The sequence below is a fragment of the Streptomyces sp. NPDC059477 genome (assembly GCF_042749375.1).
Lineage (GTDB): Bacteria > Actinomycetota > Actinomycetes > Streptomycetales > Streptomycetaceae > Streptomyces.
Window position 1 is genome coordinate 8,087 of record NZ_JBHYUG010000062.1, and the last position, 23,428, is coordinate 31,514.

A 23,428-nucleotide genomic window follows, 5' to 3' on the forward strand; every position below is an offset into this window, starting at 1 on the left:
GTCCACCGGCCGGCTCGCGTCGGTCATGGAGAAGGTCTTCTCGCTCGGCTTCCTCATCCCCACCTTCGCGGCGCTCTTCCCGACGTTCCTGCTGGCCGCGGCGACGGGTCTGTTCCACACCCGTACGTTCATGGTGTACGCGTTGTGCATGGCGAGGGCGGCCTACGAGGGGCTGCGCGAGCTGTGCCCGCAGGAGCGGCCGTTCGTCTTCTCCCGTTCGGGCTGGGCCGGGATGCAGCGCTACGGCGGCACCTGGTCGGGGGATGTGGCGACGGGCTGGCCCGGACTGCGGGCCTCGTTGTCGCTGGCCATGGGGCTCGGGTTGTGCGGGGTGCCGTATTCGGGGCCGGATGTGGGCGGGTTCGATGGCTTTCCGTCGCCGGAGCTGTATCTGCGGTGGTTCCAGTTGGGGGCGTATCTGCCGTTGTTCCGCACGCACGCGGGTCTGCGGGCGGGGCGGCGCGAGCCGTGGGCGTTCGGGCCCGAGGTGCTCGGGCACGCGCGCGAGGCGCTCGTCGAGCGCAGGCGGCTGCTGCCGTATTTCGTGACGCTGGCGCATCTGGCGCGGCGGACGGGTGCGCCCTATGTGCGGCCCTTGTGGTGGGGGGCGCCGGAGGACCGGGCGTTGCGCGACTGTGAGGATGCGTTCCTGCTGGGCGACGCTCTGCTGGTGGCTCCGGTGATGGACCCGGGCGCGGACCGGCGGGCGGTGCGGCTGCCTCGCGGTCGCTGGTACGACACGGCGACGGAGGTGCCGTACGAGGGGCCCGGGAAGGTGTTGGTGGACGCTCCCCTGGCGCGTATTCCGGTGCTGGCCCGCGCGGGTGCGGTTCTTCCGGTGCGGGGTGCGGACGGCGGGCTGGAGCTGGAGGTGTGGGCGCCCGCGCGCGGGCGTACCGGGAGCGGGCTGGTGGTGGCGGACAGCGGGGACGGGTGGGACGAGCCGGAGATCGAGCGGTACGTCACCCGCTGGGAGGGCTCACGCGTGGTCGTCGAGCGGGAGCGGGAGGACGGCCCGGTCGAGCCGCCCCACCCGGTTCGGGTGCGCGGGCTACCGAAGGAGCGGGATCAGATGTAGCGGCCCTCGAACCAGGCCCTGGCAGCCAGTGTGTGCAGCGGGAAGGCCAGTTCGTCCGCCCTGCGGAGCAGGTGCCAGCCCTCGGTCTCGTCCGTGGCGGCCGACGGGGGCAGGCCCTCGGCGGGGCGTTCCGGGAGGAGACCGAACAGCAGCAGATGGCCGTCGGGCGAGCTCATCGCGTCGGCCAGGCGGACGTCGCGGGTGGCTGCGTCGATGCCCGTCTCCTCCTTCAGCTCCCGGACGACGGCGTGGCGCCAGTCCTCGCGGTCGTCGATGAAGCCGCCGGGAAGCGCGATGCCGCCCCGCGCGGGGGCGATGGTGCGGGTGATGACGACCAGGGCGGTGCCCTGGGTGTCGTACACGGGCTGGAGGGCCACCGCGACCGGCAGCGGGTTGCGGTAGGCGACGGTGCCGCACGACGCGCACGTGCGGGGCCAACCGGTCACGCCCTCTCCGTAGGGCGCTCCGCAGCGCGAACAGTGGGAATCGGGCGCGGAGTTGGGGTGTGGGTTCTCGGACACGTCGCGGACTGTATCCGATCGCCTGGAGGGCGTTCCTCCGGGCGGTGTCGTCGGCCGGTGGCATCGGCTGCTGGTGAGGGATTTTCGCGACACGCGGACATCGTGGTGGGCGTCCGGGTTGGGCTCCGGCTTGGACGCGACGCACCTCCGCTGCCCCTCGCCGGGGCGACCCATGGCAGGCTTTTGACGGATCGTCAGTTTCGGATCGGGAAGGGGTTCTGTCAGGTACACGTACTCCGTTGGTCGCGGGTTGGTTCAGCGCGGGGACGGCTTCCGGCTTCTTGGTACGCGGTGCAGGACCGCAGGGGGATTCACACGCGGTGCGATCTGCACCGAATCCTGCGTGAACGTCTTATGAATTGCCCCTGGGCGTACGCCTTTGGCGTCATCATGCTCGCGTGCGCTCCTGGTCGGATTCTCTCCGCTTCGCGTTCCAGCCCGTGGTCAATCTGATCACCGGGGGGATCGTCGCACTGGAGATCCTGGCCCGCCCGGAGGCCGGTGACATCCTGGCCGAGGCACGACGGGATCCGGAACTCGACGGCACGCTGACGGTGTTGGCGCTGCGTGCGGCGGTGCGCAAGGAGACGATGCTGCCGCTGCACGTCAATGTGTTCGCGGGCACGCTCGCCGATCTCGGCGGGCTGACGCCACTGCACGACGCGGTGCGCCGGGCCGGGCGGCTGCCGTGGGAGGTCACGCTGGATGTCGGCCCGCCCTACACGCACGTGCCTCAGCAGGCACTGCTGGAGGCGGTGGCCGCGCTGCGGGAACAGGGCTTCCGGATCAGCGCGGACGGGGTCGGGGACGGGGATGTACCGCTGCGGCTGCTCACGGACCTGGCGCCGGACCTGGTGAAGCTCGACGCGTCGCTGCTGGCGCGTCGCGCGGCGGTGAAGTCGATGCGCACCCTGAGCGAGGAGATGGGCGCGCTGCTCGCCGTGGAGGGCGTGGAGACGGAACTCCAGTGCGCGGCGGCGCAGTCGGCCGGGGCGCAGCTGGCGCAGGGTGATCTGTTCGCGCCGCCTGCCCGGCTGCCGGTGGCGGAGGTGTACGTGCCGCAGGGCTCCCCCGCGCCCGGCGTGGCGCCGCGGTCGGGACCGTCGGTACAGGAGTTCGTACGGCCCGCGGCGCTGCTGCCGGACTCCGCGTCCGCCGGGCAGGTGCGGGCGCTGCTGACCGGGTCGCCGGACGTCTCCGGGGTGCTGCTGGTGGACCGGGACGGGGTGCCGGTGCGGTCGGTGCACCGCTCGCGGTTCCTGCTGTCGATGTCGGGGCGCTACGGGCACGCCCTGTACGCGGACCGGCCCGCCGCCAAGCTTGGTGATCCGCCGCGGACAGTGGGGGTCCACGCCACCGCGTGGGAGGTGCTGGACGTGGTGGCCGACGGGGACCGGGCGCGTACGTCCGACGATGTGGCCGTGGTCGACGACCGCGGGCGGTGCGTGGGGGTCGTGCGGCTCGCCGATCTCGTACGGGCGCTGTCCGAGACGCGGGTGGAGGAGGCGGCCGGGCTCAATCCGCTGACGCGGCTGCCGGGGTCCGACGCGATCACGGGTGAGGTGGACCGGCGGATCGCGGAAGGCTGGACGTTCACTCTGAGCTGGCTCGATGTCGATCACTTCAAGCAGGTGAACGACGGGGCGGGGTTCGCGGCCGGGGACGAGCTGATCCGGTCGGTGGGACAGACGTTGCAGCGGGTGGCGTCCGGGAGCATGCGTGTGGGGCACATCGGCGGGGACGACTTCCTGGTTCTGGCGGATCCGGAGGGGTTGGATCTGCTGGCTGTCCCGGTGCTGGACGTGCCCTGGTCGGCGGGTGGGCTGCCGGTGACGTTGTCGCTGGCCACGGTGGTGTGCGTGCCGGGGAGTGTGGCCGATCACCGGGAGGCGGCGGCGTGTCTCGCGCCGTTGAAGAAGGCCGCCAAGGCGCTCGATGGGGCGAGCTGGGTGCTGGGGCGGGCCGGGCTGCCGGGGTACGAGATCCGGCGGGGCGCGGGGCCCTCCCCGGGGCGGGCGGGGTGTGCGGTGGCGGAACCGGGGTGGGGCTGAGGGGCGAGGGAGGCCCTGTGGGCGGGAAATGGGTCACACGCGTGCGGGCTTCTGCCCTGAGGGCGGCATAGGGGGCGACCTGTCTGCCTAGGGGAGGTCGCAGGGCGTCGGTGAGGGGCCTGATCGGCAGCCCTGAATCCGGTCGTAAAGGCCCTGGGGCGGCCTCTGTTGGGCCGGAACTCCGTGATGGCCCCGAGGGGCCCGGCACCGTCCGAGGCGGTGTACGGGCTCCCTGGGTCCGCCTGAATCAGATAGCGTCGGCGGCCTTGACGGTCGGAGGGTCGGTGAGCGCCTTCGGTGTCAGGAGCAGGGCCTGGAAAGGTGGGGCCGCCGCCTGGGCCCCGGTCGGTGGGGGTACGGGTCGCGTGCGTTGTGGCCGTTGCCGGCGGTGGAGTTGGGGTTCAGGTGGTTGCTTTCTGGCGGCGTTCCGCAGCGGATGTCATGGCGTGTTGGACGACGCCGACGAGGACCTCCTTGACGGACTCGCGGTCGCGCGCGTCGCACAGGACGAGCGGGACATGGTCGTCCAGGTCGATCGCCTCGCGGACGGCGTCGTCCGGGTAACGGGACGCGCCCTCGAAGCAGTTGACGCCGACGACGAACGGGATGGAACGGCGCTCGAAGTAGTCGACGGCGGCGAAGCAGTCCTCAAGGCGGCGCGTGTCGGCCAGGACGACCGCGCCGAGCGCCCCCTCGGACAGTTCGTCCCACATGAACCAGAACCGCTCCTGGCCGGGTGTGCCGAAGAGGTACAGCACGAGGTCCTCGCGCAGGGTGATACGGCCGAAGTCCATGGCGACGGTCGTGGTGTGCTTGCCCTCGACGCCGCTGGTGTCGTCGACCGGGCGGCCCGCCTCGGTGAGCAGTTCCTCGGTGCGCAGCGGCCTGATCTCGCTGACGGCGCCGACCAGGGTGGTCTTGCCCACGCCGAAGCCGCCGGCCACGAGGATCTTGAGCGTGACGGGCTCGACCGGCTTGCCGCGCTCAGATCGCCCGAACTCCATCGGTCTCTTCTCCTGCTCGAAGGGGGCCGGTCGGCGGTGGCCCGTAGCCTCCGCCGCCGGGGGTTTCGATGACGAGTACGTCGTCGGGACCGACGTCCGTGGCGTCGCTGCCGCCGAGTACGGTGACGGTGCCGTCCGCGCGCTCCACGCGGTTGGCGCCCAGTCTGCCGGGCGCGCCGCCGTTCATGCCGTACGGGGGCACCCTGCGGTGCTGGGACAGGGTGGAGACGGTCATGGGCTCGCGGAAGCGGATCCGGCGTACGGCACCGTCCCCGCCGGGCCAGCGGCCGTCCCCGCCGCTGCCCCGGCGCACCGCGAACTCGTCCAGGAGCACGGGAAGCCGCCATTCCAGGATTTCCGGGTCGGTGAGCCGTGAGTTGGTCATATGGGTCTGTACGACGTCGGCGCCGCGGAAGCCGTCGCCGGCGCCGGATCCGGAGGCGACGGTCTCGTAGTACTGGTGGCGCGCGTTGCCGAAGGTGACGTTGTTCATGGTGCCGGAGCCCTCCGCCTGGACGCCGAGGGCAGCATAGAGGGCGCCCGTGATCGATTGGGAGGTCTCGACGTTGCCCGCGACGACGGCGGCGGGCGGCGCGGGAGCGAGCAGGGAGCCCGGCGGCACGATGATCCTGAGGGGGCGCAGACAGCCGTCGTTGAGCGGGATGTCGTCGGCGACGAGGGTGCGGAAGACGTAGAGGACGGCCGCGTTGACGACCGCATAGGGGGCGTTGAAGTTCGTGGCCAGTTGCGCGGAGGTGCCGCTGAAGTCGATGGTCGCGGAGCGGCTCTCGCGGTCGACGCGGACCTGGACGCGGATGATCGCGCCGGAATCGGTCTCGTAGGCGTACGCGCCCTCGGCGAGGGTGTCGATGACGCGGCGCACGGCGTCCTCTGCGTTGTCCTGGACATGCCGCATATAGGCCTGGACGGCGTCGAGACCGAAGTCGTCGATCATGCGGGCGACTTCGTCGACACCTTTGCGGTTGGCGGCGATCTGGGCGCGCAGGTCGGCGAGGTTGGTCGCGGGGTTGCGGGAGGGGTAGGGGCCCTGGGTGAGCAGGTGGAGGGTCTCCTGCTCGCGGAAGCGGCCGTTCTCGGCGAGGAGCCAGTTGTCGAAGAGGACGCCTTCCTCGTCGATGGTGGTGCTGCCGGCCGGCATGGAACCGGGGGCGATGCCGCCGATCTCGGCGTGGTGGCCGCGGGAGGCGACGTAGAAGAGAATCCGGTCACTGTGCGTGGCGTCTGTCCCGGCGGGGCCGAAGACGGGGGTGATCACGGTGACGTCGGGCAGGTGAGTGCCGCCGTGGTACGGATCGTTGACCGCGTAGGTGTCGCCGGGCCGCATGCCGGCGCCACGGCGGTGGATGACCTCTTTGACGCTGGTGCCCATCGAACCCAGGTGGACGGGGATGTGGGGGGCGTTGGCCACCAGGTTTCCGTCGGGGTCGAAGAGGGCGCAGGAGAAGTCCAGCCGTTCCTTGATGTTGACGGACTGGGCCGTCGACTCCAGCCGGGCGCCCATCTGTTCTGCGATGGACATGAAGAGATTGTTGAAGACCTCCAGCAGAACCGGGTCGACTTCTGTAGCGAGATCGGAACTCTGTGTGATCGCCGCGCGTTCCATGACCAGATGCCCGTCGTGGCGCGCCGCGGCCCGCCAGCCGTCGTCCACGACGGTCGTCGCGCCGGCCTCGGCGATGATCGCCGGGCCGGTGACGGGTTCACCGGGAGGCAGTGCCTCGCGGCGGTACAGGGGTACGTCCCGCCAGGCGCCGCCGGTGTGCAGGCGGACGGTGTCGGGTGGGGCGGAGTGGCCTTCGTACGGGGCGAGGGCCGAGAGATCGGGGGGTTCGGTGATTCCGGTGGCTTCGACGGAGAGTGCTTCGACGACGATCGGGCGGTCGAGCGTGAAGGAGTATGTGGCGCGATGACGTTCTTCGAACGCCCGCCGCATGGTGGTGGGCTCGGTGAGCGGGACGGTGAGGGTGGTGTCGGTGCCGTCGTAGCGGAGCTGGGCGCGGCGGACGGCCTCGATGCGGTCCTCGGGGACGTGCTCCGCGCGGAGTTCGGCGCGGGCCGCCTGCTCCAGGGCGTCGGCCGTCTCGCGGATGCCGGGCATGGCGGCGGGTTCCAGTGGCGCTTCGACGGACCGCTCGCGCATGGCGGTGGTGTCGGCGAGTCCGATGCCCAGCGCGGACAGCACTCCGGCCATGGGAGGGACCAGGACGGTACGGATGCCGAGCGACTCGGCGACCCGGCAGGCGTGCTGGCCGCCGGCGCCGCCGAAGGTGGTGAGCGCGTAGCGGGTGACGTCGTGGCCCTTCTGGACGGAGATCCGCTTCACCGCGTTGGCGATGTTGGCCACGGCGATCTGAAGGTAGCCCTCGGCGACCTGCTCGGGGGTGCGGTCGTCGCCGGTGGTCTCGCGGATCTCGCGGGCGAGGCCGGTGAAGCGTTCGCGGACCAGGGCCTCGTCGAGGGGCTGGTGGCCGTCGGGGCCGAACACGCGCGGGAAGCGGGCGGGCTGGATCCGGCCGAGCATGACATTGGCGTCGGTGACGGTGAGCGGGCCGCCGCCCCGGTAGCAGGCGGGGCCCGGGTCCGCGCCCGCCGAGTCCGGCCCTACGCGGTAGCGGGAGCCGTCGAAGTGGAGGATCGAGCCGCCGCCGGCGGCGACGGTGTGGATGTCGAGCATGGGTGCGCGCAGCCGGACGCCGGCGAGCTGCGTGGTGAAGACGCGTTCGTATTCGCCCGCGTGGTGCGAGACGTCGGTGGAGGTGCCCCCCATGTCGAAGCCGATCACCCGGTCGAACCCGGCGAGTCGCGACATGCGCGCCATGCCGACGATGCCTCCGGCGGGCCCGGACAGGATGGCGTCCTTGCCGCGGAACTGCCCGGCCTCGGCGAGGCCGCCGTTGGACTGCATGAACATCAGCCGTACGCCGTGGAGTTGGTCGGTGATCTGCCGGACGTAGCGGCGCAGTACGGGCGAGAGGTAGGCGTCGACGACGGTGGTGTCTCCGCGCGGGATCAGTTTCATCAGCGGGCTGACCTCGCTGGACAGCGAGATCTGCGGGAACCCGATTCGGGCGGCCAGCTCGCCGATGGACTGTTCGTGGGCGGGGTGGAGGTGGCTGTGCAGACAGACCACGGCGATCGCCCGGATGCCGTCCTCATGGGCCTGCCGCAGGGGTGCGGACAGGGCCTCCAGGTCGGGGGCGCGCAGGACGGTGCCGTCGGCGGTGATGCGCTCGTCGACCTCGATGACGCGTTCGTGGAGCAGTTCGGGGAGTTCGATGCGGCGGGCGAAGATGCTGGGGCGGTTCTGGTAGGCGATGCGCAGGGCGTCGCGGAAGCCGCGGGTGATGACCAGCAGGGTGCGTTCACCCTTGCGTTCGAGCAGGGCGTTGGTGGCGACGGTGGTGCCCATGCGGACGGCCTCGATGGGGTCGTCGGAGCCGTCCAGCAGGGCCTGGACGCCCGCGACTGCGGCATCGGCGTAGCGCGCGGGGTTGTCGGAGAGCAGTTTGTGCGTGAGGAGGCTGCCGTCGGGGCGGCGGGCGACGATGTCCGTGAAGGTGCCGCCCCGGTCGACCCAGAACTGCCAGCCCGTCGTCACCTTCGTCTCCCCGGTCACGCTGCTCGGCACCCTCCGTGCGGGCCGCCGTTCGCGGGGTTGCGGAGGATTGTCGACGCTCGGTCAGATCATATCGGCAGGGGTGGGAAGGTGCCTGTTTCGCCGGACGTGGTGGCGGGTGACGGGATTGCGCCGGGTGGGGGAAACACGGGGCTGTGCGCGTGCGCGGGCCTTGCGGGAGGCGAGGGGCCGTGGGGTCTGTCAGTGCCGCTACGGGCGTGTGGGGGGTGCGCCGGTCGGTGAGGGTGCGCTCGGTGAGCCGGTTCCGGCCGACGGTGGTGGGCGTCGGCGCCGGTGGAGGCGGAACGGAGAGGTGGCATACCGGGCGGGTTCCCGCCGCCGGGTGTGTGGGGGCGGGCGGAAACCCCGGGGTGCCCGGTCAGAGCGCCCGGAGGCCGTTGATCACATCGCGCAGGACGCTTTCGTCGGGCAGTTCGGCCGGGGGCACGGGGCGGTTCACATGGACGAGGTCGCTGTCCACGAGGTCGCCGACGAGGACCCGTACGACACCGATGGGGAGATCGAGTCCGGCGGCGAGTTCCGCGACCGACTGCGGGGCGTCACGGCACAGGTCGACGATGTCCACGTGTTCCGGGGACAGCGAACCGTCGGTCTCCGCGTCGTCCGCCCGCGGTTCCGCGACGACCACCGCGATCAGGTCGAGGCGGTGCTGGGCGGCGTGCCGGGTACGCCCGCGGGTCATCGCGTACGGACGGACGACCGGTCCCGCCTCGTCGTCGAACCAGTGGCTGCTGGCCTCACCGTCTGCGCTCATGTCATCCCACTACCCGCCCGAGGGCGGATCGGTACGCGGAGCCGCGCCGAGATGTGCGCCGACCCGCTTGACCAGCAGCGTCATCTCGTAGGCGACCTGTCCGACATCGGAGTCGGCGTCGGAGAGCACGGCCAGGCAGCTGCCGTCGCCGGCCGCGGTGACGAACAGAAAGGCGTCGTCCAGTTCGACGACCGTCTGCCGTACGCTGCCGGCGTCGAAGTGGCGGCCGACGCCCTTGGCGAGGCTGTGGAAGCCGGAGGCGACGGCGGCGAGGTGTTCGCCGTCCTCGCGGGTCAGGTGCTTGGACACTCCGGTCGCCAGGCCGTCCCCGGAGAGGACGACGGCCTTGTGGATGCTTGCGACGCGGTCCACCAACTCGTCGAGGAGCCAGTTCAGCTCGCCCGACGTGTTGCTCGCGGAGTGGTCGGTCGCCTTCGGTGCGGTCATCGACCGTCCCCCTTTGTCGTTCCTTGTGGTGCGGTGCCGCTCTGGGTCTCGTCACCCGCGGCGTTCTCCTCACGGCCACGCTGCCAGCCGCGCTGGAGCGAGGCCATACGGCTGCGGACCTCGTCGGCGTCCCGCTCGTCAGGTGTGGCGGGGGTCTCGGTGCGCCGCTCGGGAGTGGTCTTCAACTGCCGGGCCAGATTGGCCTGCCGGACGCGGCGGGGCAGGGCGCCCGTCGCGGGGCGGGAGCCGTCGGGGTCGTCGCCGGGTGCGCCGGCGCCTCGGGGACGGTCGGTGCCTCGGGTGCGGTCCGTGTCGGGGAGCTCGTCGGGGCCTCGGCGGCCGTCCGGGGTGCCGGGTCCCCCGGGAGCTGTGCCGGAGGGCCGGGTCGTGTCTTCGAGGGCGGCGGCTTCTCGGGCGTGGCGGGGCAGGGGCGGGGGGCCGGACGGCGGCTCGGCACCGGAGCGGAAGGCGCCGTCACGCTGCTCGGCGGTACTGCCGAAGGTACCGCCGCGCTGGTCGGCGTCGCCGACGCCGCTCACGGATCCGGTGGGTCCTGTGGTGCGGCGGGTGGGGCCCGCGTCCCGGCGGCGGGCCGACAAGGGGGCGGCCGGGTCCTCGGGGTCGGGGCGTGCGGCGGGCGGGGCGGTGTCGTCCTCGGTCTGGCGGCGCGGGCGCTGGTCGCTGACGGGGCGGCCGTGGGAGCTGACGAGCTTGGGGGTCTGGCGGCGAGGCAGCGGGACCGGGGCGCCGGCGGTGTCCTGGTCCTTGGCGCCACGCGGTCCTGGCACGGTGCCGGGCGTGCGGGCGGTGGCGCCGGTGATGCCGTCGTCGTCGAGGAAGCGGCGGGGACTGAAGATGCCGTCGTGTTCGCCGTCCTCGTCGTCGAGCACGCCGGGGAAGTGTGCGATGGCGTCGAGATCGACGGGGGCCTCCAGCTCGACGGGGCCGTCGAGGAGGGAGGCGGGCAGACCGGGGAGCTGGACCGGCGACGGGGACAGGGCGCTGTGATGGCCGTCCTCGGACCGGGTGTTCTTGGCGGGGCGGGGCCGGTCGAGACGGAAGCCGGTGCCGTTGGTGTCGGGTACGTCGTCCGTGAGCAGGGCGTCGGGGATGAAGACGACGGCGGTGGTGCCACCGTAGGGGGAGGGTTGCAGGGAGACGCGTACGTTCTGGCGCTGCGCCAGGCGGCTGACGACGAACAGACCGAGGCGGTCGGTGTCGGAGAGTTCGAATTCGGGGGTCTCGGCGAGCCGCAGATTGGCGTCCAGGAGTGCCTCGGCGGCCATGCCGAGCCCGCGGTCGTGGATCTCCAGGGTGAAGCCGTTGGCCACCCGTTCCCCGATGACCTGGACGGCGGTGTGCGGCGGGGAGAACACGGTGGCGTTCTCCAGGAGTTCGGCGACCAGGTGGGTGAGGTCGGCGACGGCGGGGCCGGTGACGGCGGTGCGGGGGAGTCGGCGGACCTCGATGCGCTCGTAGTCCTCGACCTCGGCGACGGCCGCGCGGACCACGTCCATGAGCTGGATGGGTTTGCGCCACTGCCGGGAGGGTGCGGCACCGGAGAGGATGACGAGGCCCTCGGCGTGGCGGCGCATGCGGGTGGTGAGGTGGTCGAGACGGAAGAGGTCGGCGAGTTCCTCGGTGTCCTCGGTGCGGCGCTCCATGGTGTCGAGAAGCGTGAGCTGCTTGTGCAGCAGGACCTGGCTGCGGCGGGCGAGGTTGACGAAGACCTCAGAGACACCGGAGCGCAGTTCGGCCTGTTTCACGGCGGCCTCGACGGCGGCGCGCTGGAGGGTGTTGAGGGCCTGGCCGACCTCGCCCATCTCATTGCGGTCGTACTCCAGGCGCGGGACCTCGGTCTCCACGTCGACCTGTTCGCCGGTGGACAGCCGGCGCATCACGCTGGGCAGGCGGACGCCGGACGCCTCGTGCGCCTCCAGGCGCAGCTGGCGCAGATCGCGGATGAGGCCGCGGCCGATACGGACGGACACGATGAGGGAGAGCAGCAGTGCGGCCAGGCCGAGGGCGGCGGAGAAGACGACGCGGACGATGACGCCGGTGGCGATCGGGCGGACGCGGTCCTGGTAGCGGTCGGACGCCTCGTCGTTGAGGGTGCCGAGCTGGTCGAGGACCTTTCCGGCCGCCTCGTCCCAGTCGCTCGCGTCGACTTTGCGGGAGGTGCCGGATCCGGAGGCGAGCGCCGCCTCCTCGGCGACGCGCAGCGGGGCGGTGTCGGCGTTCTTCCAGAAGCGGTCGTAGCGGTCGCGGTCGGCGGTGGGCAGCAGCGGGAGATTGACGTCGTACATCAGGTTCCGCTGGGCGACGAGGTCGGTGATGTCACGGATCTCGGCGTCCGAGAGGCTGCCGACGACGAGGGCGGAGCCGAGCAGGGCGTCTTCGCGGGCGAGGAGTTCGCGGGCGCGGGAGAGGCCGACGAGCGCGCGGTACTGCTTGTCGAGTTCGACGTCCTCGACCGTGTGGAGGTTGGTGAGCAGGGTGTAGCAGGGGTCGATCAGCCGGTTGTAGAGGTCGAGGGCCTGGCTGCGGTTGACCGTGCCGTCCTCGACGCTGCGGCGCAGGGACCAGATGCCGTCGAAGGCTTCGAGGACGGCGGTGAGGCGTTCGTCGGTGGCGGAGCCCATGTCGTCGCGGTTGTCGGGGTCGCCGGCGTTCTTGCGCAACTCCGCCACGGCCTCGTCCGTGGCGGCCCGGGTGCGGCGCAGGGCGGCGAGGCCGTCGGAGTCGCGGGGGTCGGCGAGGTGGACAAGGGTCTGGCGGCGCTCCTGTTGCAGGACGCGCACGGTGTCCTCGGTCGGATAGCCGACGTCCTCGACCACGGACGACGCGGTGAACAGCCCGCTTGCCTCCTGGCCCGTGAGCACCATGCCGAAGGCCCACAGCGCGGTCATGGAGACCAAGGGCACGAGCAGCAGCGCCACGATCTTCCTGCGGATGGACTTCCCGCGAAAGCGCATGGCCTCCCCCAGCGACAACCCCCACCGGCAGGGGGTGCACAAGTACGTCTACAAACGGCGCGAGCCTACTACCGACACACAGGTAACCCGAAGAGCCGTCCGGAGGCCGAACAGCCACCGTTGCGACAAGCCGGGACAAGACAGGGGGAGTTGTCCGGTCATTGCGGGAGATTGTCTCCAGCTGGGCGGACTTCACCGCGCGGATCGGGACGCCACTGTGACATCCGGTGTTGGCCGGAAGTTTTCGATGCACGGGAATCTTCGGGGCGGCTCGTTCGTCCTTCTCTATGGGAATTGGGGGCGGAATCGGCCACACGAGCCGCATCCCGCACCCCGGCGGCGTAAATCGGCGCAAGCCGGGCAGCCACTGTGGGGGCGAGGTCTTCGGACCGGGCGGGCGGCCGGCGAGGCGGTGGGGAGTGACACGATGATGGGCACGGTGCAGCGGCACGAGGCGCCCGAGGACGGCTCGGGGGAAACGGCCCGGAATCCGCGCGGTGGGGTGCGGATGCCGGATCAGGGTATTCCGGTGGGGACGGGGGCGGACGTGATCTCGGGCGGGTATGCGGGGACGATCACACAGGTCGGCACGGCCGACGCTGAGGCGAGCGCGGGTATGAGTGTGAGTGCGGGTGTGAATACGGGTGCGGGTGCGGGTGTGACAGGGGCTGGAAGTGCCGGTGAGCGAGTTGCCCCGCTCCCGAGGATCGAGGCGCAGGTCGGCTACCGGCCGTTGTGGGTCGAGGAGCCCGCGAAGCGCCGCCGGTTGCCAGACCCGGTGCGGACCTCGGCCGTGCGGGCGGTGCTGATCATCTCGGTGACGCTGATACAGGCCATGGTGACCGTCCTGTCCACGCTGGCGGAGTCGTGGCTGGCGTTCCCGATGGTCATCAGCACCGTGGTCAGCACGGTCGTGGCGACCTGGAGCGTGCTGGACGTATGGGTGACCCGCCAGGTCTGGTACCAGCGCAATGGTGTGGTCTCCGCGCCCAGCAGCACCGCGCGCAGCCTGCGCCGGGAGCGGCGGCGGGCCCGCCGTCAGGCACGGGCGGAGGCGCGCTCACAGGGGCGGATACGCAGGCCCGGGAATGCCGGGCGGCTGTCACATCTCTGAGCGAACTCTTCGCTTCGGAATCCGAGCCCCAGAGGCCTTTCTCGCCGGTGACCCGGCCGTGCGGACGGGGTGGTACGGCAGTGCGGCGTCGTCTCCGGCGGATGGGGTACGGCTTCTGGAGGTCGGAGGGCTGCGGGCCTTTTTGGAGCGGGACACGGTCACGGGATCGGGCAGGAGGGCGGTCGCGTCACCTGCGTCGTGACCGATCGTGGTGCATTTTCGGCCGATCATGTCGTCTCCGCCGCCGGTTTGTGGGGGCCTGATGATCGCCTCGGTGCTGGGTCGTACGTGCATGGGGCGTTGTTGGTGATCCGTTCGCGGTGTCGGCGTATGCCGAGGCCCGGGGCAGGGGATGGGGATGCCGTTCCCGCATCCGTTCGCGGCACCGGACTGGGCGGTGAGCCGGGAGGACTGCCAGTGGTTGCTACCGGCGTTGCGGGGGCGCGGAACGGGCGCGGACGTCGATGGATGTGCGCGAGTGCGGCCTCACGTGCTTCGACGAGGCGGAGCGTTCACTTGCGTATGCGCGGGAGCGGGGCGCCCAGTCGGCTCCCCCGCCGACCTCGACCGGCTCCTGCGCGCCTGAGGACGTGCGGGTCATGGACGCCACCCGCGCTGCGGCTGTCGTGCGTCGGTGAAGTGGGCCGGGAGTTGTACTCCACCGCCGATCTGCGGGCCCGCGAGGGGCAAGGCGGGTGCGACCGGCCGTCGCCTCACGTCCCTGCTCCTTGACGACCCCGACCTCGACCCCGATGCCGTCGTCCTCGATCCGGACACCGGCGTCCTCGGCAAGGAGCCGGTGTGGGTCGGCGGTGCCCGGCCGGGGACGTGACCACCGCCTCGTACGGCTACTCTCACCCGCTGTATCGGCTATGCCGGGCACGTCCGGGCACGTCGAACACCTCGGGGAGATGGCCCTGGCGACCGTCGCCGGGAACCGCTGTTCGATCCTGGGATCACGCGCATTCACCGCCGGCCGGTCCGAGCGGCGGGCGATGCACCTCCGTGACCAGGTAAGGAGACCTCGTGATCCGCACACACGCCCAGTCCCCCACGTCCGGCCGCCGCTCCCCCACCTATGACGTCATCGTCATCGGGCTCGGCGGTATGGGCAGTGCCGCCGCGCATCACCTCTCGGCACGGGGCGTCCGGGTGCTCGGGCTGGAGAAGTTCGGGCCGGTGCACCGGCGAGGCTCCAGTCATGGCGGTTCGCGCATCACCCGGCAGTCGTACTTCGAGGACCCGGCGTATGTGCCGCTGCTGCTGCGCGCGTACGAGCTGTACGAGGAGTTGGCGCGGGCGACCGGGCGGGAAATAGCGATCCTCGGTGGGGGTGTGATGATCGGGCGCCCGGAGTGCCGTACCGTCGCCGGGTCGTTGCGGTCGGCGCGGGAGTGGGGGCTGCCGCACGAGATGCTGGACGCGAAGGAGATCCGCCGCCGGTTCCCGACGCTCACGCCGCGGGACGACGAGGTGGCGCTGTTCGAGCGCCGGGCCGGGCTGCTGCGACCCGAGAGCACCGTCGCCGCCCATCTCCAGCTCGCCACCCGGCAGGGCGCCGACCTGCACTTCGAGGAACCGGTGACGCGCTGGGAGCCGTACCGGGACGGCGTGCGGGTGCACACCGCCGAGAACACCTACACCGCGGGCCGACTGGTGATCTGCCCCGGTGCGTGGGCGCCTCGGCTGCTCGCCGACCTCGGGGTGCCGATCACCGTGGAGCGGCAGGTCATGTACTGGTTCCAGCCCCGGCACGGCATCGGGCCCTTCCTGCCCGAGCGGCACCCGATCTACATCTGGGAGGACCCGGCCGGCGCCCAGGCCTACGGCTTCCCGGCGATCGACGGGCCCGGCCTGGGCGCCAAGGTCGCCTTCTTCCGCAAGGGCGGTGTCACCACACCTGAGACGGGCCCGGAGACCACCCCGGAGACCATCGACCGGACCGTCCACGAGGCCGAGATCCGGGCCATGGCCGACCATATGGCCGACCGGATCCCGGATCTCCCCGGCACCTTCCTCAAGGCGGCCACCTGCATGTACTCCACCACTCCCGACGAGCACTTCGTGATCGCCCAGCACCCCGCGCACCCGGAGTCGGTCACCGTGGCCTGCGGGTTCTCCGGGCATGGCTTCAAGTTCGTGCCGGTGGTCGGCGAGATCCTCGCCGATCTCGCGCTCGACGGCACCACCGAACATCCGATCGATCTCTTCGACCCCGCGCGTTTCCACGCGGTTCCTCGCACCTCTTAGAGGGTTGCCGCCGCCGGGCGTTTGTACATTCTCGTTGCCGTGATCTCGCTGTGGACCGTGTCTCCCGCCTCCGGCGGCTGCGGCAGGCCCGGCCTCAGGTGCTCCTCCACGCTGATGTACTTGAGTCCCGCTCTGAGGTCGGCGTCATTGCGCAGCCGGATGACCAGGGGGAACTCTGCCAGCGCGGTGGTGTCGAAGAGCCCTGTCGTGTAGAGCAGTTGTACGCCCAGTGCGTCGGACACCGCGCGCTGAAGCTCCAGCAGATAGGTCGCGTTGGCGCGGCCGATCGGATTGTCCAGGAACAGCGTCCCGGCGTGGCGGTGCTTGTCGCGGCCCCGGTCGTTGCTGCGCAGCGCGGCCATGGTGCAGTACAGCGCGATGGCGGCGGTGAGGAGCTGGCCGCCGGAGAAGACGTCCCCCATCTGTCCCACGGGCACCCGCTCGGCGCGCAGCACGGCGTCCGGTTTGAGGATCTCGACGGCGATGCCCTTGGGCCGCAGGGCGGCGGCGACCCCTCTCAGCAGCAGGGACATGCCGTCCCTGCGCAGGTCGGAGTTCTTCTTCACCGCCGCGCGGGTCGCCTCGTCGATGACCTCGCCGAGGCGCTCGGTGAGGGTCGCCTGGTCCGGCTCCTCGAAGCGGATCCGCAGGAACTCCTGTCCGGACCACTCCCCCAGCCCCTCCGGCAGCCGGGACAGCCGCTGGGCCGAACGCAGGGTCGCCAGGGCGGACTCGACCAGCCCGCGCAGCCGGTCCACGATCGAGTCGCGGTTGCGCTCCAGCTGTGCGAGTTCATCGGTGAGCACCCGCAGCCGGGGCGCGAACGCGTCCGCCCACTTCTGCGCGTGCTCCGGCAGCGCGGCGGCGGGCAGCTCCCGGATCTGCTGTCGCGCTGGAGTGCGCACCTGCTCGTAGCGCGTGGAGTTGGCGTGTCGTACGAGGATGTCGCTCGCCTCGCGCACGGCGGTCTCGGCGGCCGACAGATCGGCGGCGCAGCCGCGCAGCGAGCGGCGGGCCTCGGTCGCGGAGTGCCGGGCCTCCTCCAGGCCGCCGGGGTAGGGTTCGGGCTCCTCCCGCTCCTCGTCGCCGACGGGCTCGCGCAGCAGGTCGCGCAGCAGGGCGGCCGTCTCGTCGAAGCCGCCCGCCCCGTCCTCGGCGGCCCGGTGGGTGTCCAGCAGGTCGGCGTGCGCGGCACGGGACTCGGTCAGCGCCCCGGTGCGCGCGGCGAGTTCGGCACTGGCGGTGCGCAGCAGCGCCTGGGCGTGCTCGGCGTCGCGCGGGAGCAGTTCCCCGGGCAGGTCGGTGTGTGCCTCGCCGTCCTCGGGGGCGTGCCGCTCGGCCTCGCCGCGCAGCCGTCCGAGCTGCTCGCTCGCGCTGGACACGCGGGTCTCCAGGAGCTGCACCAGCTCGTCCGCCCGTGCCACGGCGGCCTGCCGGGACGGTCCGTCGGAGCCGTCGGGCGACTTCAGGAGCTGCTCCGCGCGCGTGCGCACCTTGTTGCTGAGCCGGTCCAGGTCGCTGCGTGCCGCGCTCTCGTCGCCCTCCGCGCGGGCCTGCTCGGCCCGCAGGTCGGCGCCGACCCCGACCTTCTCGTACACCTGTGACGCGGCCCGGTACGCCTCCCGGAGCGCGGGCAGCGCCGTCTCGGGTGGGTCGGTGTCGTCGTCGGGTACGTCGTCGGGGGCGCCCGCGATCTCCGAGCGCTCGGCGCGCAGAGTGCGGGCGGTGCGGCGGGTGTCGTCGGCGGCGCGCTGGGCGGCGCGGCGGTCCTCGTCGGCGGCCCGCGCGCGTTCCAGACAGCTCTGGGCGCGGGCCTCGGACTCGGTGGCCTCGTCGGCGAGTTCGCGGAGCTTGACCTGCCAGCCGGCCCGTTCGCGCAGCCGGAAGGCGAGCCCGGCCAGGGCATCGGCGGCGCGGCGCGCCTTCTGGGCGGTCTCCTGGCGCTCCTCGCGGACCTGGGCGGCCTCGGCGGCGGACTCCTCGGCCTCCGCCCGCGCGGTACGGGCCTCGGCCAGTTCGGCCTCGGTCTCCTCGGCGAACGCCCGCGTGTCCACGGCGGCCCGCGCCAGTTCCGTCAGCCGTCCGGCGGGGCAGCCGGTGCGCCAGGACGCCAGGCGTGCGGCCAGCTCGCGGTCCTTGCCGAGCCGTGCGGCGAGGGCCCGGATCTCCTCGTCCCGCGCGGTGGCACGCGCGCGGAGCGTCTGCCGCTCCTCGTCGGCGGCGTGCTCGTCGTGCATGGCGGGGTTGGGCGGGACGAGGAAGACGGCGTCGTCCCCGTCGGTGTGCGGGGGCGGGGTCGGGGCGAGCAGGGCGGCGGCCGTGCCGACGGCGACCGTGGAACGGGGCAGCAGCGCGGCCTCGGCGAGCGTCTCGCGGGCGCGTGCGTGGGACGCCGGGTCGGTGATGATGACGCCGTCCACCAGCTCGGGCCGGGCGGCCAGCACGCGCGCGTGGTCGGCGGGGTCGACGGCCTGTGCGAGATAGCGCCAGCCGGGCAGCGCGGGGATGCCGTGTTCGCCCAGGTACTCGACGGTGGCCAGCACGTCGGGGCCGGGCGGCAGGAGTCCGCCGTCGCCGAGCGCGCCGAGGATCCGGGAGTCGTCGGCGGCGGCGGTCCGCAGTTCGAACAGGTGCCGCTCGGCGGAGGAGACGGCGGCGTCCAGGAGGGTGCGCAGTTCGTCGGCGAAGCGGTCGAGTTCCTCGGGGGTGAGGGCGCCTTCGGTGAGGGGGCGGGTGGGGGTGCCGGTCAGGGGGGCGGAGCCGGTGCCCTTGGCAGCGGGGCTGGTGCCCGTGGCGGTGCCGGTGGTGCCTGCCTTCGTGCCCGGGGCGCGGCCTGCCATGCCCGTCGCCGTGTCGCCGCGGCTCGCGCCGCTACGGTTCTCCGCCCCCGTGCGCGGCCCCGGTACACCACCAGAGCCGGAACCCGAGCCCGCTCCCGCGCTTCCGGTGCCGGATCCCGGCCCGGCAGGTGTCCCGGATCCGGGCAGGCTCAGCAGCTCGGCCAGCCGCTCCTCCGCCGCCAGCGACTCGGCGAGGCGCCGCTCGGCCTCGTACGACCGTTCCGCCGCCGTCGCCGCGTCCGCCGCGCGGGCGGCGGTCAGTTCGGCGCGGGATTCGGCGGACGCCGTCTCGCGCGCGTGCTCGCTCGCCCGGCGGGATGCCTCGCGCGCGATGTCCCAGGCGGCGACCGCCGACTTCTCGGCGTCACTGGCGGCGAGCGCCGCGCGGGCCGGGTCGGCGTCGGGGGCGCTGTCGTCGAGCCAGCCCGCGCGGACGGCCTCGGCGGTCTCCTGCTCGACCTCGGTGAGCCGCTGCCGTAGATGACCGACCTCGCTGCGGGCACGCTGGGCGTCCGTCGCCGCGGCGGTGGAGTCCCGGTGGGCGGCCTCCCCGGCCTCCTGGAGGGCGGCGGACCGCTCCTCCTCCTCGTTGGCGAGCGTCTCGGCCCGCTCCGCCGCCGCGTGCAGGGCGCGTACGAGATCCACGGCGGCCCGGGTGCGGGCGGCGAGGGCGGGGGCGGCGTCGCGCTCGGCCTCCTGGATGGCGGCGGCGACGCGCGCGACGCGGTCGGCGGCGGCCCGGTGGCGCAGTACGGCCTCGGCGGCCTGCCAGGCGGAGTGCAGGGTGCGCGCGTCGGCCAGCTCGCGTTTCTGCGCGGCGGCGGACTTCTCGGCGGCGGCGAGCGCCAGGGAGGCGTGCCGGTAGGCGAGTTCGGCGGTGATCAGGGCGCTGCGCTCACGGGCGCTCTCGGCGTGGGTGACGGCGTGGGCGGCGGCCGTGACCCGCTGGGCGAGATCGGCGGCCCTGGCCCGCTCCCGGCCGCCGCGCGCGGACAGGCGCCGGGCGAGCGTACGGGTGCGGCGCTCGGCCCCGGTGTGGACGTCCCGCGCGCGGGAACGGCCGTGGGCGGCCTCGACGATCCGTCCGAGCAGGTCGGCGGAACCGGCGGTGAAGTCCCGTTCGGCCATCAGTTCCGCGCGGCGGCCCAGTTTGTTGCCGAAGCCGCTGACCAAGTCGGCGAGCCCGTCGGTGTCGCGGGTGTCGGTGACCGCGCGCAGCAGCAGATCGGTGAAGTCGGAGTCCTTCTTCACGGCGAAGAGGCCGGCGGCCTCGCCCTCGTCGGCGTTCATCTCCCGCTGGTAGCGGAAGAGTTCGGGGTCCAGGCCGAGGTCGCCGAGGTGCTCGGTCCAGCGCTCGTGGATCTCCTCCCAGTGCGCCTCCAGATGTGGGTACGCCTTCCCGGCCTCGGTGAACGCGTCGCGGAAGCCCTTCATGGTGCGGCGGCGGCCCTGTGCGCCCGAGGCGCCGTCGACGGGCGGGCGCACGGCGGTGGCCTCGGCGACCGGCAGATTGTCCAGGGTGAGCCCGGGTCCGGGCCGGAAGGAGTACCACGCCTCGGCGAACTTGCGCGGGTCGTTGGAGACCTGCCGGCCGCGCCACTCGCTGACCTTGCCGACGACCACGCATTCGCCGGTGAGTACGTGCTGCCACTCCAGCGCCACGTGTCCGCAGTCGTCGGCGAGCAGGAACTTGCGCAGCACGCCGGAGCTGGCGCCGCCGAGGGTGTTGCGGTGGCCCGGCAGCATCACGGAGAAGATCAGCTTCAGCAGGACGGACTTGCCGCCGCCGTTCTCCAGGAAGAGCACCCCGGCGGGGGCGGGGCGGCGCGGTGGGCCGACCGGCTCCTCCTCGAAGAACTCCGCCTGTGTGGGCGCGGGGTCGGGCACGACGGCACCCACTCCGCGCAGGTCCAGCACGGTGTCGGCGTAACGCGCACCGGCCGGCCCGATGGAGTAGAGGCGGACCCGGGACAGCTCGTACATGGCGGACTCTCGTAAGTCTTCGTCAGTTCGAGGACTGACGTCTGGATCAGCTGGATCAGGGGGTGTTCAGTGCTGGGTTGAGGGTTGGTCGCGGATCGAGGGGTGGATGCGGGTTCACGAGTGGGCGAGGTTGCGGAAGGGGCGCGGGGTTGAGAAGTGGGCGCAGGGTTCAGGAGTCGGCTCGGGGTTCAGGAGTGGAACGGCAGTCCTGCGTCGGCCACCAGCTCCAGGTCGTCGCCGTCCTCCCCGGGCAGCAGGGTCGCGGTGCCGTCGGTCACCGGGACCACGCCCAGGTCGAGCAGTTCGGCCATCGCCGCGCTGCCGGCCAGGTCGCGGACCTGCAATTGGTAGCGGGCGGTGGTCCGGTACGTACCGCCGTGGTCGTCGCCGGTGCGCTGGAGGAAGCCGGAGTCGGTGAGGAAGGAGACGGCCTTGCCGATGATGCCGGTGGTGGAACCGGCGAGCCGACGGGCGTCCTTGGTGGCGCCGGTGGCGCTGCGTCTCGCCCAGATCCGCCAGGCGGCCTCCAGGCCCGGCGCGTCCGTCTCCGGGTCGGTGTTCTCGCCCTGCTCCCCGGCCCGCTCCTCCAGCCTGCGGCATGCCTGGCGGACGAACGCGTCGACGCCGTTGACGGAGACCCGGCCGATGTAACCGTCGTCGGCGAGGTCCTCGGGGCGCGGGAACGCCAGTGCGGCGACGGCGAGATGGGCCAGACCGTGCAGGAAGCGGTCGCCGGAGTCGGCGGACGTGCGGCGCGCGTAGTCGCCCATGCGGACCGCGAAGAGCGAGTCCTCGGCGGCCGTCACCGCCATGCCCGCGCGCGGGGACACCTCCAGCACGACCAGTCCCAGGCCGGTGGCCACCGCGTCGGCGAGCCGGGCGAAGGGCGGGTCGTCTCGGTAGCGCCGCAGCAGCTCCGCGTACTCCTGGTCGCGCGCGGGCTGCACCTTGGGCTGGAGCCCGAACGCCACGAGCCGCGCCGCGTCGGCGGCGTCGGCGGGCGTGACGGGCGCGGGAGACTGCGCCACACCGCCGGTCTCCGGCTCGCTCCGGTCGGCGTACTCGCTCACGGTCGGGACTCCTTCGGCTTCTGGCGGGCAAAGGGCGGCGCAACGCCCTCGGGGGCAAGGGGAACGGCGCGATCAGCCACCCACGACCGGCGCCCGCTCACCGGCGGGGCCATCACGCGGCCTCCGTCCGGTCGGCGGCCATTCCGGCCGCGTCCAGCAGCGCGGTCCCCACGATGAGGTCCGCGCCCCCGAACTCCTGGTCGTCCAGCTCGGTTCCGTCGTCCACGGCGAACAGCAGCTTCTCCTCGCCCTGCCGGTAGGCGGTGCCCACGGCCGGGCTGGCCGCGTGGACCGCCATCAAAGCGACCAAGTAGGGCAGATCGGGGTCGACGCGCCGGGCCTCGGCCAGCAGCCCGGAAAGTCTGCGCGGCGCGTCGGCCGGGAGATCCAGCAGGGCGGTCGCCGCCACCAGTTGCTCCTCGCTGAACCGGCTGTCGTCCGGCGTGGCGATGAGGTCCGGCTCGGGCATCTCGGCGCCCAGGTGCTCGCGCTCGACGGGCGGGGTGAACAACAGGTCGACGAGGTCGGCCACCCGCACGGACACGGGCGTGCGCAGGCCGGTGCCGCGCCGGAAGAACGCGTCCGTGACCCGTACCGCGCTCTCCAGGGGCAGCGGCAGCACCGGGGCGACGAGCTGGCCGTACAGGTCCATTCCCGCGGCCGAGGCCGACGGGGCGAACGCCTGCCGGTCCTGCTCCGCGCGGAACAGCGGGCCCGCCTCCAGCAACCGGGACTGGAGCTGGGTGTGGCGGCGGATGCAGTCCTTGACGATGTCGACCAACTCGGCCGCGCGGCGTTTTTGCTCGGGGTCCTCGGACTCGTCGCGGGCGCGGCGGATGTTGGTGAGGATCGCGTTCTCGTGGCGGTAGCGGTCGGCCACGTGGTCGAGGGCCTCGGCGATCATGTCGGGGACGGCGGAGAGCCAGTCCACCGCGCGGACGTTGCGCCGGGTGGCGTCCAGGGCGCGGCGCAGGGACTCGGAGTACTGCACGGTCCGGTAGCGGGCCTGTTCGGCGGCGAGCTGGGCGTCCGCGAGGCGGCCCCGGTTGATCAGGACCTCCAGTTTGACCTCGGCGGCGATCTGGGCGCTGGTGACGTCCGTGTCGAGGGCGCCGACCAGGACGTTGACCGCCTCGTCGGTCGTACGGAGGTAGACGCTGCCGCCGGGGCCCGGCACCTCCTCGATCAGCTTGAAGTCGTAGTCCCGGCGGACATAGGTGCCGTCCGGGGCGAAGGTGCCGTACACCGCGCGGAATCCGCGGTCCACGCTGCCGACGTTGATCAGGTTCTCCAGCACCCAGCGGGCCACCCGCTCGTGCTCGGCGACCGGGCGGCGGGGGGCCTGGGCGGCGATGCGGGGGATCAGCCGGGCCACCACCTGGTCGTGGTCGGCGCCGGTGTCGAAGTCCATGGTGAGCGTGACTAGGTCGATGGCGGCGAGGGCGACCTCCGCCATGCCGTACACCGAGTACTCACCCGCGAGGTTGGCCTTGCGCGCGTCCAGGTCGTGCAGGGGGGCGGTGCAGGCGAGGGCGCGCAGGCGGCGGGCCAGGCCCTCGTCGGCCGCGGGGCCGACGGCGGGGCGCGGGCCCGCGCTGAGCTGGGGCGGAGCGGTGTCCGGTGATGCGGGTGAAGTCACGATGCACAGATTAGGTGCTGGGTCTGACAACGGGTGCGCTCCGC

Annotated in this window: 13 protein-coding genes and 1 pseudogene; 5 read left to right on the forward strand and 9 right to left on the reverse strand. The window is 72.6% G+C overall.

Annotated features, from left to right (window positions below):
- Window positions 1-129: 129 nt before the first annotated feature.
- Window positions 130-1,078 (forward strand): annotated as a pseudogene (locus tag ACFXAZ_RS26830) (glycoside hydrolase family 31 protein); the annotation flags it as partial.
- Here the strand turns inward: ACFXAZ_RS26830 and ACFXAZ_RS26835 are convergent.
- Complete coding sequence (locus ACFXAZ_RS26835) at window positions 1,069-1,599, reverse strand: NUDIX domain-containing protein (protein WP_382693028.1); 531 nt, start codon at window positions 1,597-1,599, stop codon at window positions 1,069-1,071. The pseudogene ACFXAZ_RS26830 and the gene ACFXAZ_RS26835 sit on opposite strands and share 10 nt — an antisense overlap.
- A 398-nt stretch (window positions 1,600-1,997) precedes the next feature.
- On the opposite strand from ACFXAZ_RS26835, the gene ACFXAZ_RS26840 reads away from it, so the two are divergent.
- The gene (locus ACFXAZ_RS26840) at window positions 1,998-3,650 is read left to right on the forward strand and encodes a GGDEF domain-containing protein (protein ID WP_384596351.1); all 1,653 of its coding nucleotides are present in this window, start codon (window positions 1,998-2,000) and stop codon (window positions 3,648-3,650) included.
- Window positions 3,651-4,051: 401 nt separating this feature from the next.
- Here the strand turns inward: ACFXAZ_RS26840 and ACFXAZ_RS26845 are convergent, their stop codons facing one another.
- The 5 genes from ACFXAZ_RS26845 to ACFXAZ_RS26865 form a co-directional block, all read right to left on the reverse strand.
- A complete protein-coding gene (locus tag ACFXAZ_RS26845; protein WP_384596354.1) occupies window positions 4,052-4,654 on the reverse strand; it encodes an ATP/GTP-binding protein in 603 nt (200 codons plus the stop codon).
- Window positions 4,635-8,291: a hydantoinase B/oxoprolinase family protein gene (locus ACFXAZ_RS26850; RefSeq protein WP_384596357.1), complete on the reverse strand. Its 3,657-nt coding sequence runs from the start codon at window positions 8,289-8,291 to the stop codon at window positions 4,635-4,637. Before ACFXAZ_RS26850 ends, ACFXAZ_RS26845 begins: the two co-directional genes overlap by 20 nt.
- Before the next feature lie 379 nt (window positions 8,292-8,670).
- Window positions 8,671-9,066 carry a DUF742 domain-containing protein gene (locus ACFXAZ_RS26855; protein ID WP_384596360.1) on the reverse strand — a complete coding sequence of 132 codons (396 nt, stop codon included), beginning with the start codon at window positions 9,064-9,066 and terminating at the stop codon, window positions 8,671-8,673.
- Between the two features lie 9 nt (window positions 9,067-9,075).
- A complete protein-coding gene (locus tag ACFXAZ_RS26860) occupies window positions 9,076-9,513 on the reverse strand; it encodes a roadblock/LC7 domain-containing protein (protein ID WP_384596363.1) in 438 nt (145 codons plus the stop codon).
- On the reverse strand, window positions 9,510-12,488 hold the full coding sequence (locus ACFXAZ_RS26865; protein ID WP_384596366.1) for a nitrate- and nitrite sensing domain-containing protein: 2,979 nt from the start codon (window positions 12,486-12,488) through the stop codon (window positions 9,510-9,512). Before ACFXAZ_RS26865 ends, ACFXAZ_RS26860 begins: the two co-directional genes overlap by 4 nt.
- 616 nt (window positions 12,489-13,104) lie before the next feature.
- Between ACFXAZ_RS26865 and ACFXAZ_RS26870 the strand changes: the two genes are divergently transcribed.
- The 3 genes from ACFXAZ_RS26870 (at window position 13,105) to solA (ending at window position 15,852) form a co-directional block, all read left to right on the forward strand.
- The gene (locus ACFXAZ_RS26870) at window positions 13,105-13,602 is read left to right on the forward strand and encodes a hypothetical protein (RefSeq protein ID WP_384596418.1); all 498 of its coding nucleotides are present in this window, start codon (window positions 13,105-13,107) and stop codon (window positions 13,600-13,602) included.
- 634 nt (window positions 13,603-14,236) lie between these two features.
- Window positions 14,237-14,434 carry a hypothetical protein gene (locus ACFXAZ_RS26875; protein WP_384596369.1) on the forward strand — a complete coding sequence of 66 codons (198 nt, stop codon included), beginning with the start codon at window positions 14,237-14,239 and terminating at the stop codon, window positions 14,432-14,434.
- Window positions 14,435-14,628: 194 nt separating this feature from the next.
- Window positions 14,629-15,852 carry an N-methyl-L-tryptophan oxidase gene (gene solA / locus ACFXAZ_RS26880; RefSeq protein WP_384596372.1) on the forward strand — a complete coding sequence of 408 codons (1,224 nt, stop codon included), beginning with the start codon at window positions 14,629-14,631 and terminating at the stop codon, window positions 15,850-15,852.
- Here the strand turns inward: solA and ACFXAZ_RS26885 are convergent.
- The 3 genes from ACFXAZ_RS26885 to ACFXAZ_RS26895 all read right to left on the reverse strand — a co-directional run bounded on the left by ACFXAZ_RS26885 (window position 15,849) and on the right by ACFXAZ_RS26895 (window position 23,384).
- Window positions 15,849-20,675, reverse strand: coding sequence for a hypothetical protein (locus tag ACFXAZ_RS26885; protein ID WP_384596375.1), 4,827 nt, complete (start codon window positions 20,673-20,675; stop codon window positions 15,849-15,851). The two genes, solA and ACFXAZ_RS26885, sit on opposite strands and share 4 nt — an antisense overlap.
- 188 nt (window positions 20,676-20,863) lie before the next feature.
- The gene (locus ACFXAZ_RS26890) at window positions 20,864-21,745 is read right to left on the reverse strand and encodes a hypothetical protein (RefSeq protein WP_384596378.1); all 882 of its coding nucleotides are present in this window, start codon (window positions 21,743-21,745) and stop codon (window positions 20,864-20,866) included.
- A 112-nt stretch (window positions 21,746-21,857) separates the two neighbouring features.
- Window positions 21,858-23,384, reverse strand: coding sequence for a hypothetical protein (locus ACFXAZ_RS26895; protein WP_384596382.1), 1,527 nt, complete (start codon window positions 23,382-23,384; stop codon window positions 21,858-21,860).
- Window positions 23,385-23,428 lie beyond the last annotated feature (44 nt).

Coding starts and splice junctions, on each gene's coding strand:
- ACFXAZ_RS26845 (WP_384596354.1), bottom strand. CDS start 4,654: ATGGAGTTCGGGCGATCTGAGCGCGGCAAGCCGGTCGAGCCCGTCACG.
- ACFXAZ_RS26855 (WP_384596360.1), bottom strand. CDS start 9,066: ATGAGCGCAGACGGTGAGGCCAGCAGCCACTGGTTCGACGACGAGGCG.
- ACFXAZ_RS26860 (WP_384596363.1), bottom strand. CDS start 9,513: ATGACCGCACCGAAGGCGACCGACCACTCCGCGAGCAACACGTCGGGC.
- ACFXAZ_RS26865 (WP_384596366.1), bottom strand. CDS start 12,488: ATGCGCTTTCGCGGGAAGTCCATCCGCAGGAAGATCGTGGCGCTGCTG.
- ACFXAZ_RS26870 (WP_384596418.1), top strand. CDS start 13,105: ATGAGTGTGAGTGCGGGTGTGAATACGGGTGCGGGTGCGGGTGTGACA.
- ACFXAZ_RS26885 (WP_384596375.1), bottom strand. CDS start 20,675: ATGTACGAGCTGTCCCGGGTCCGCCTCTACTCCATCGGGCCGGCCGGT.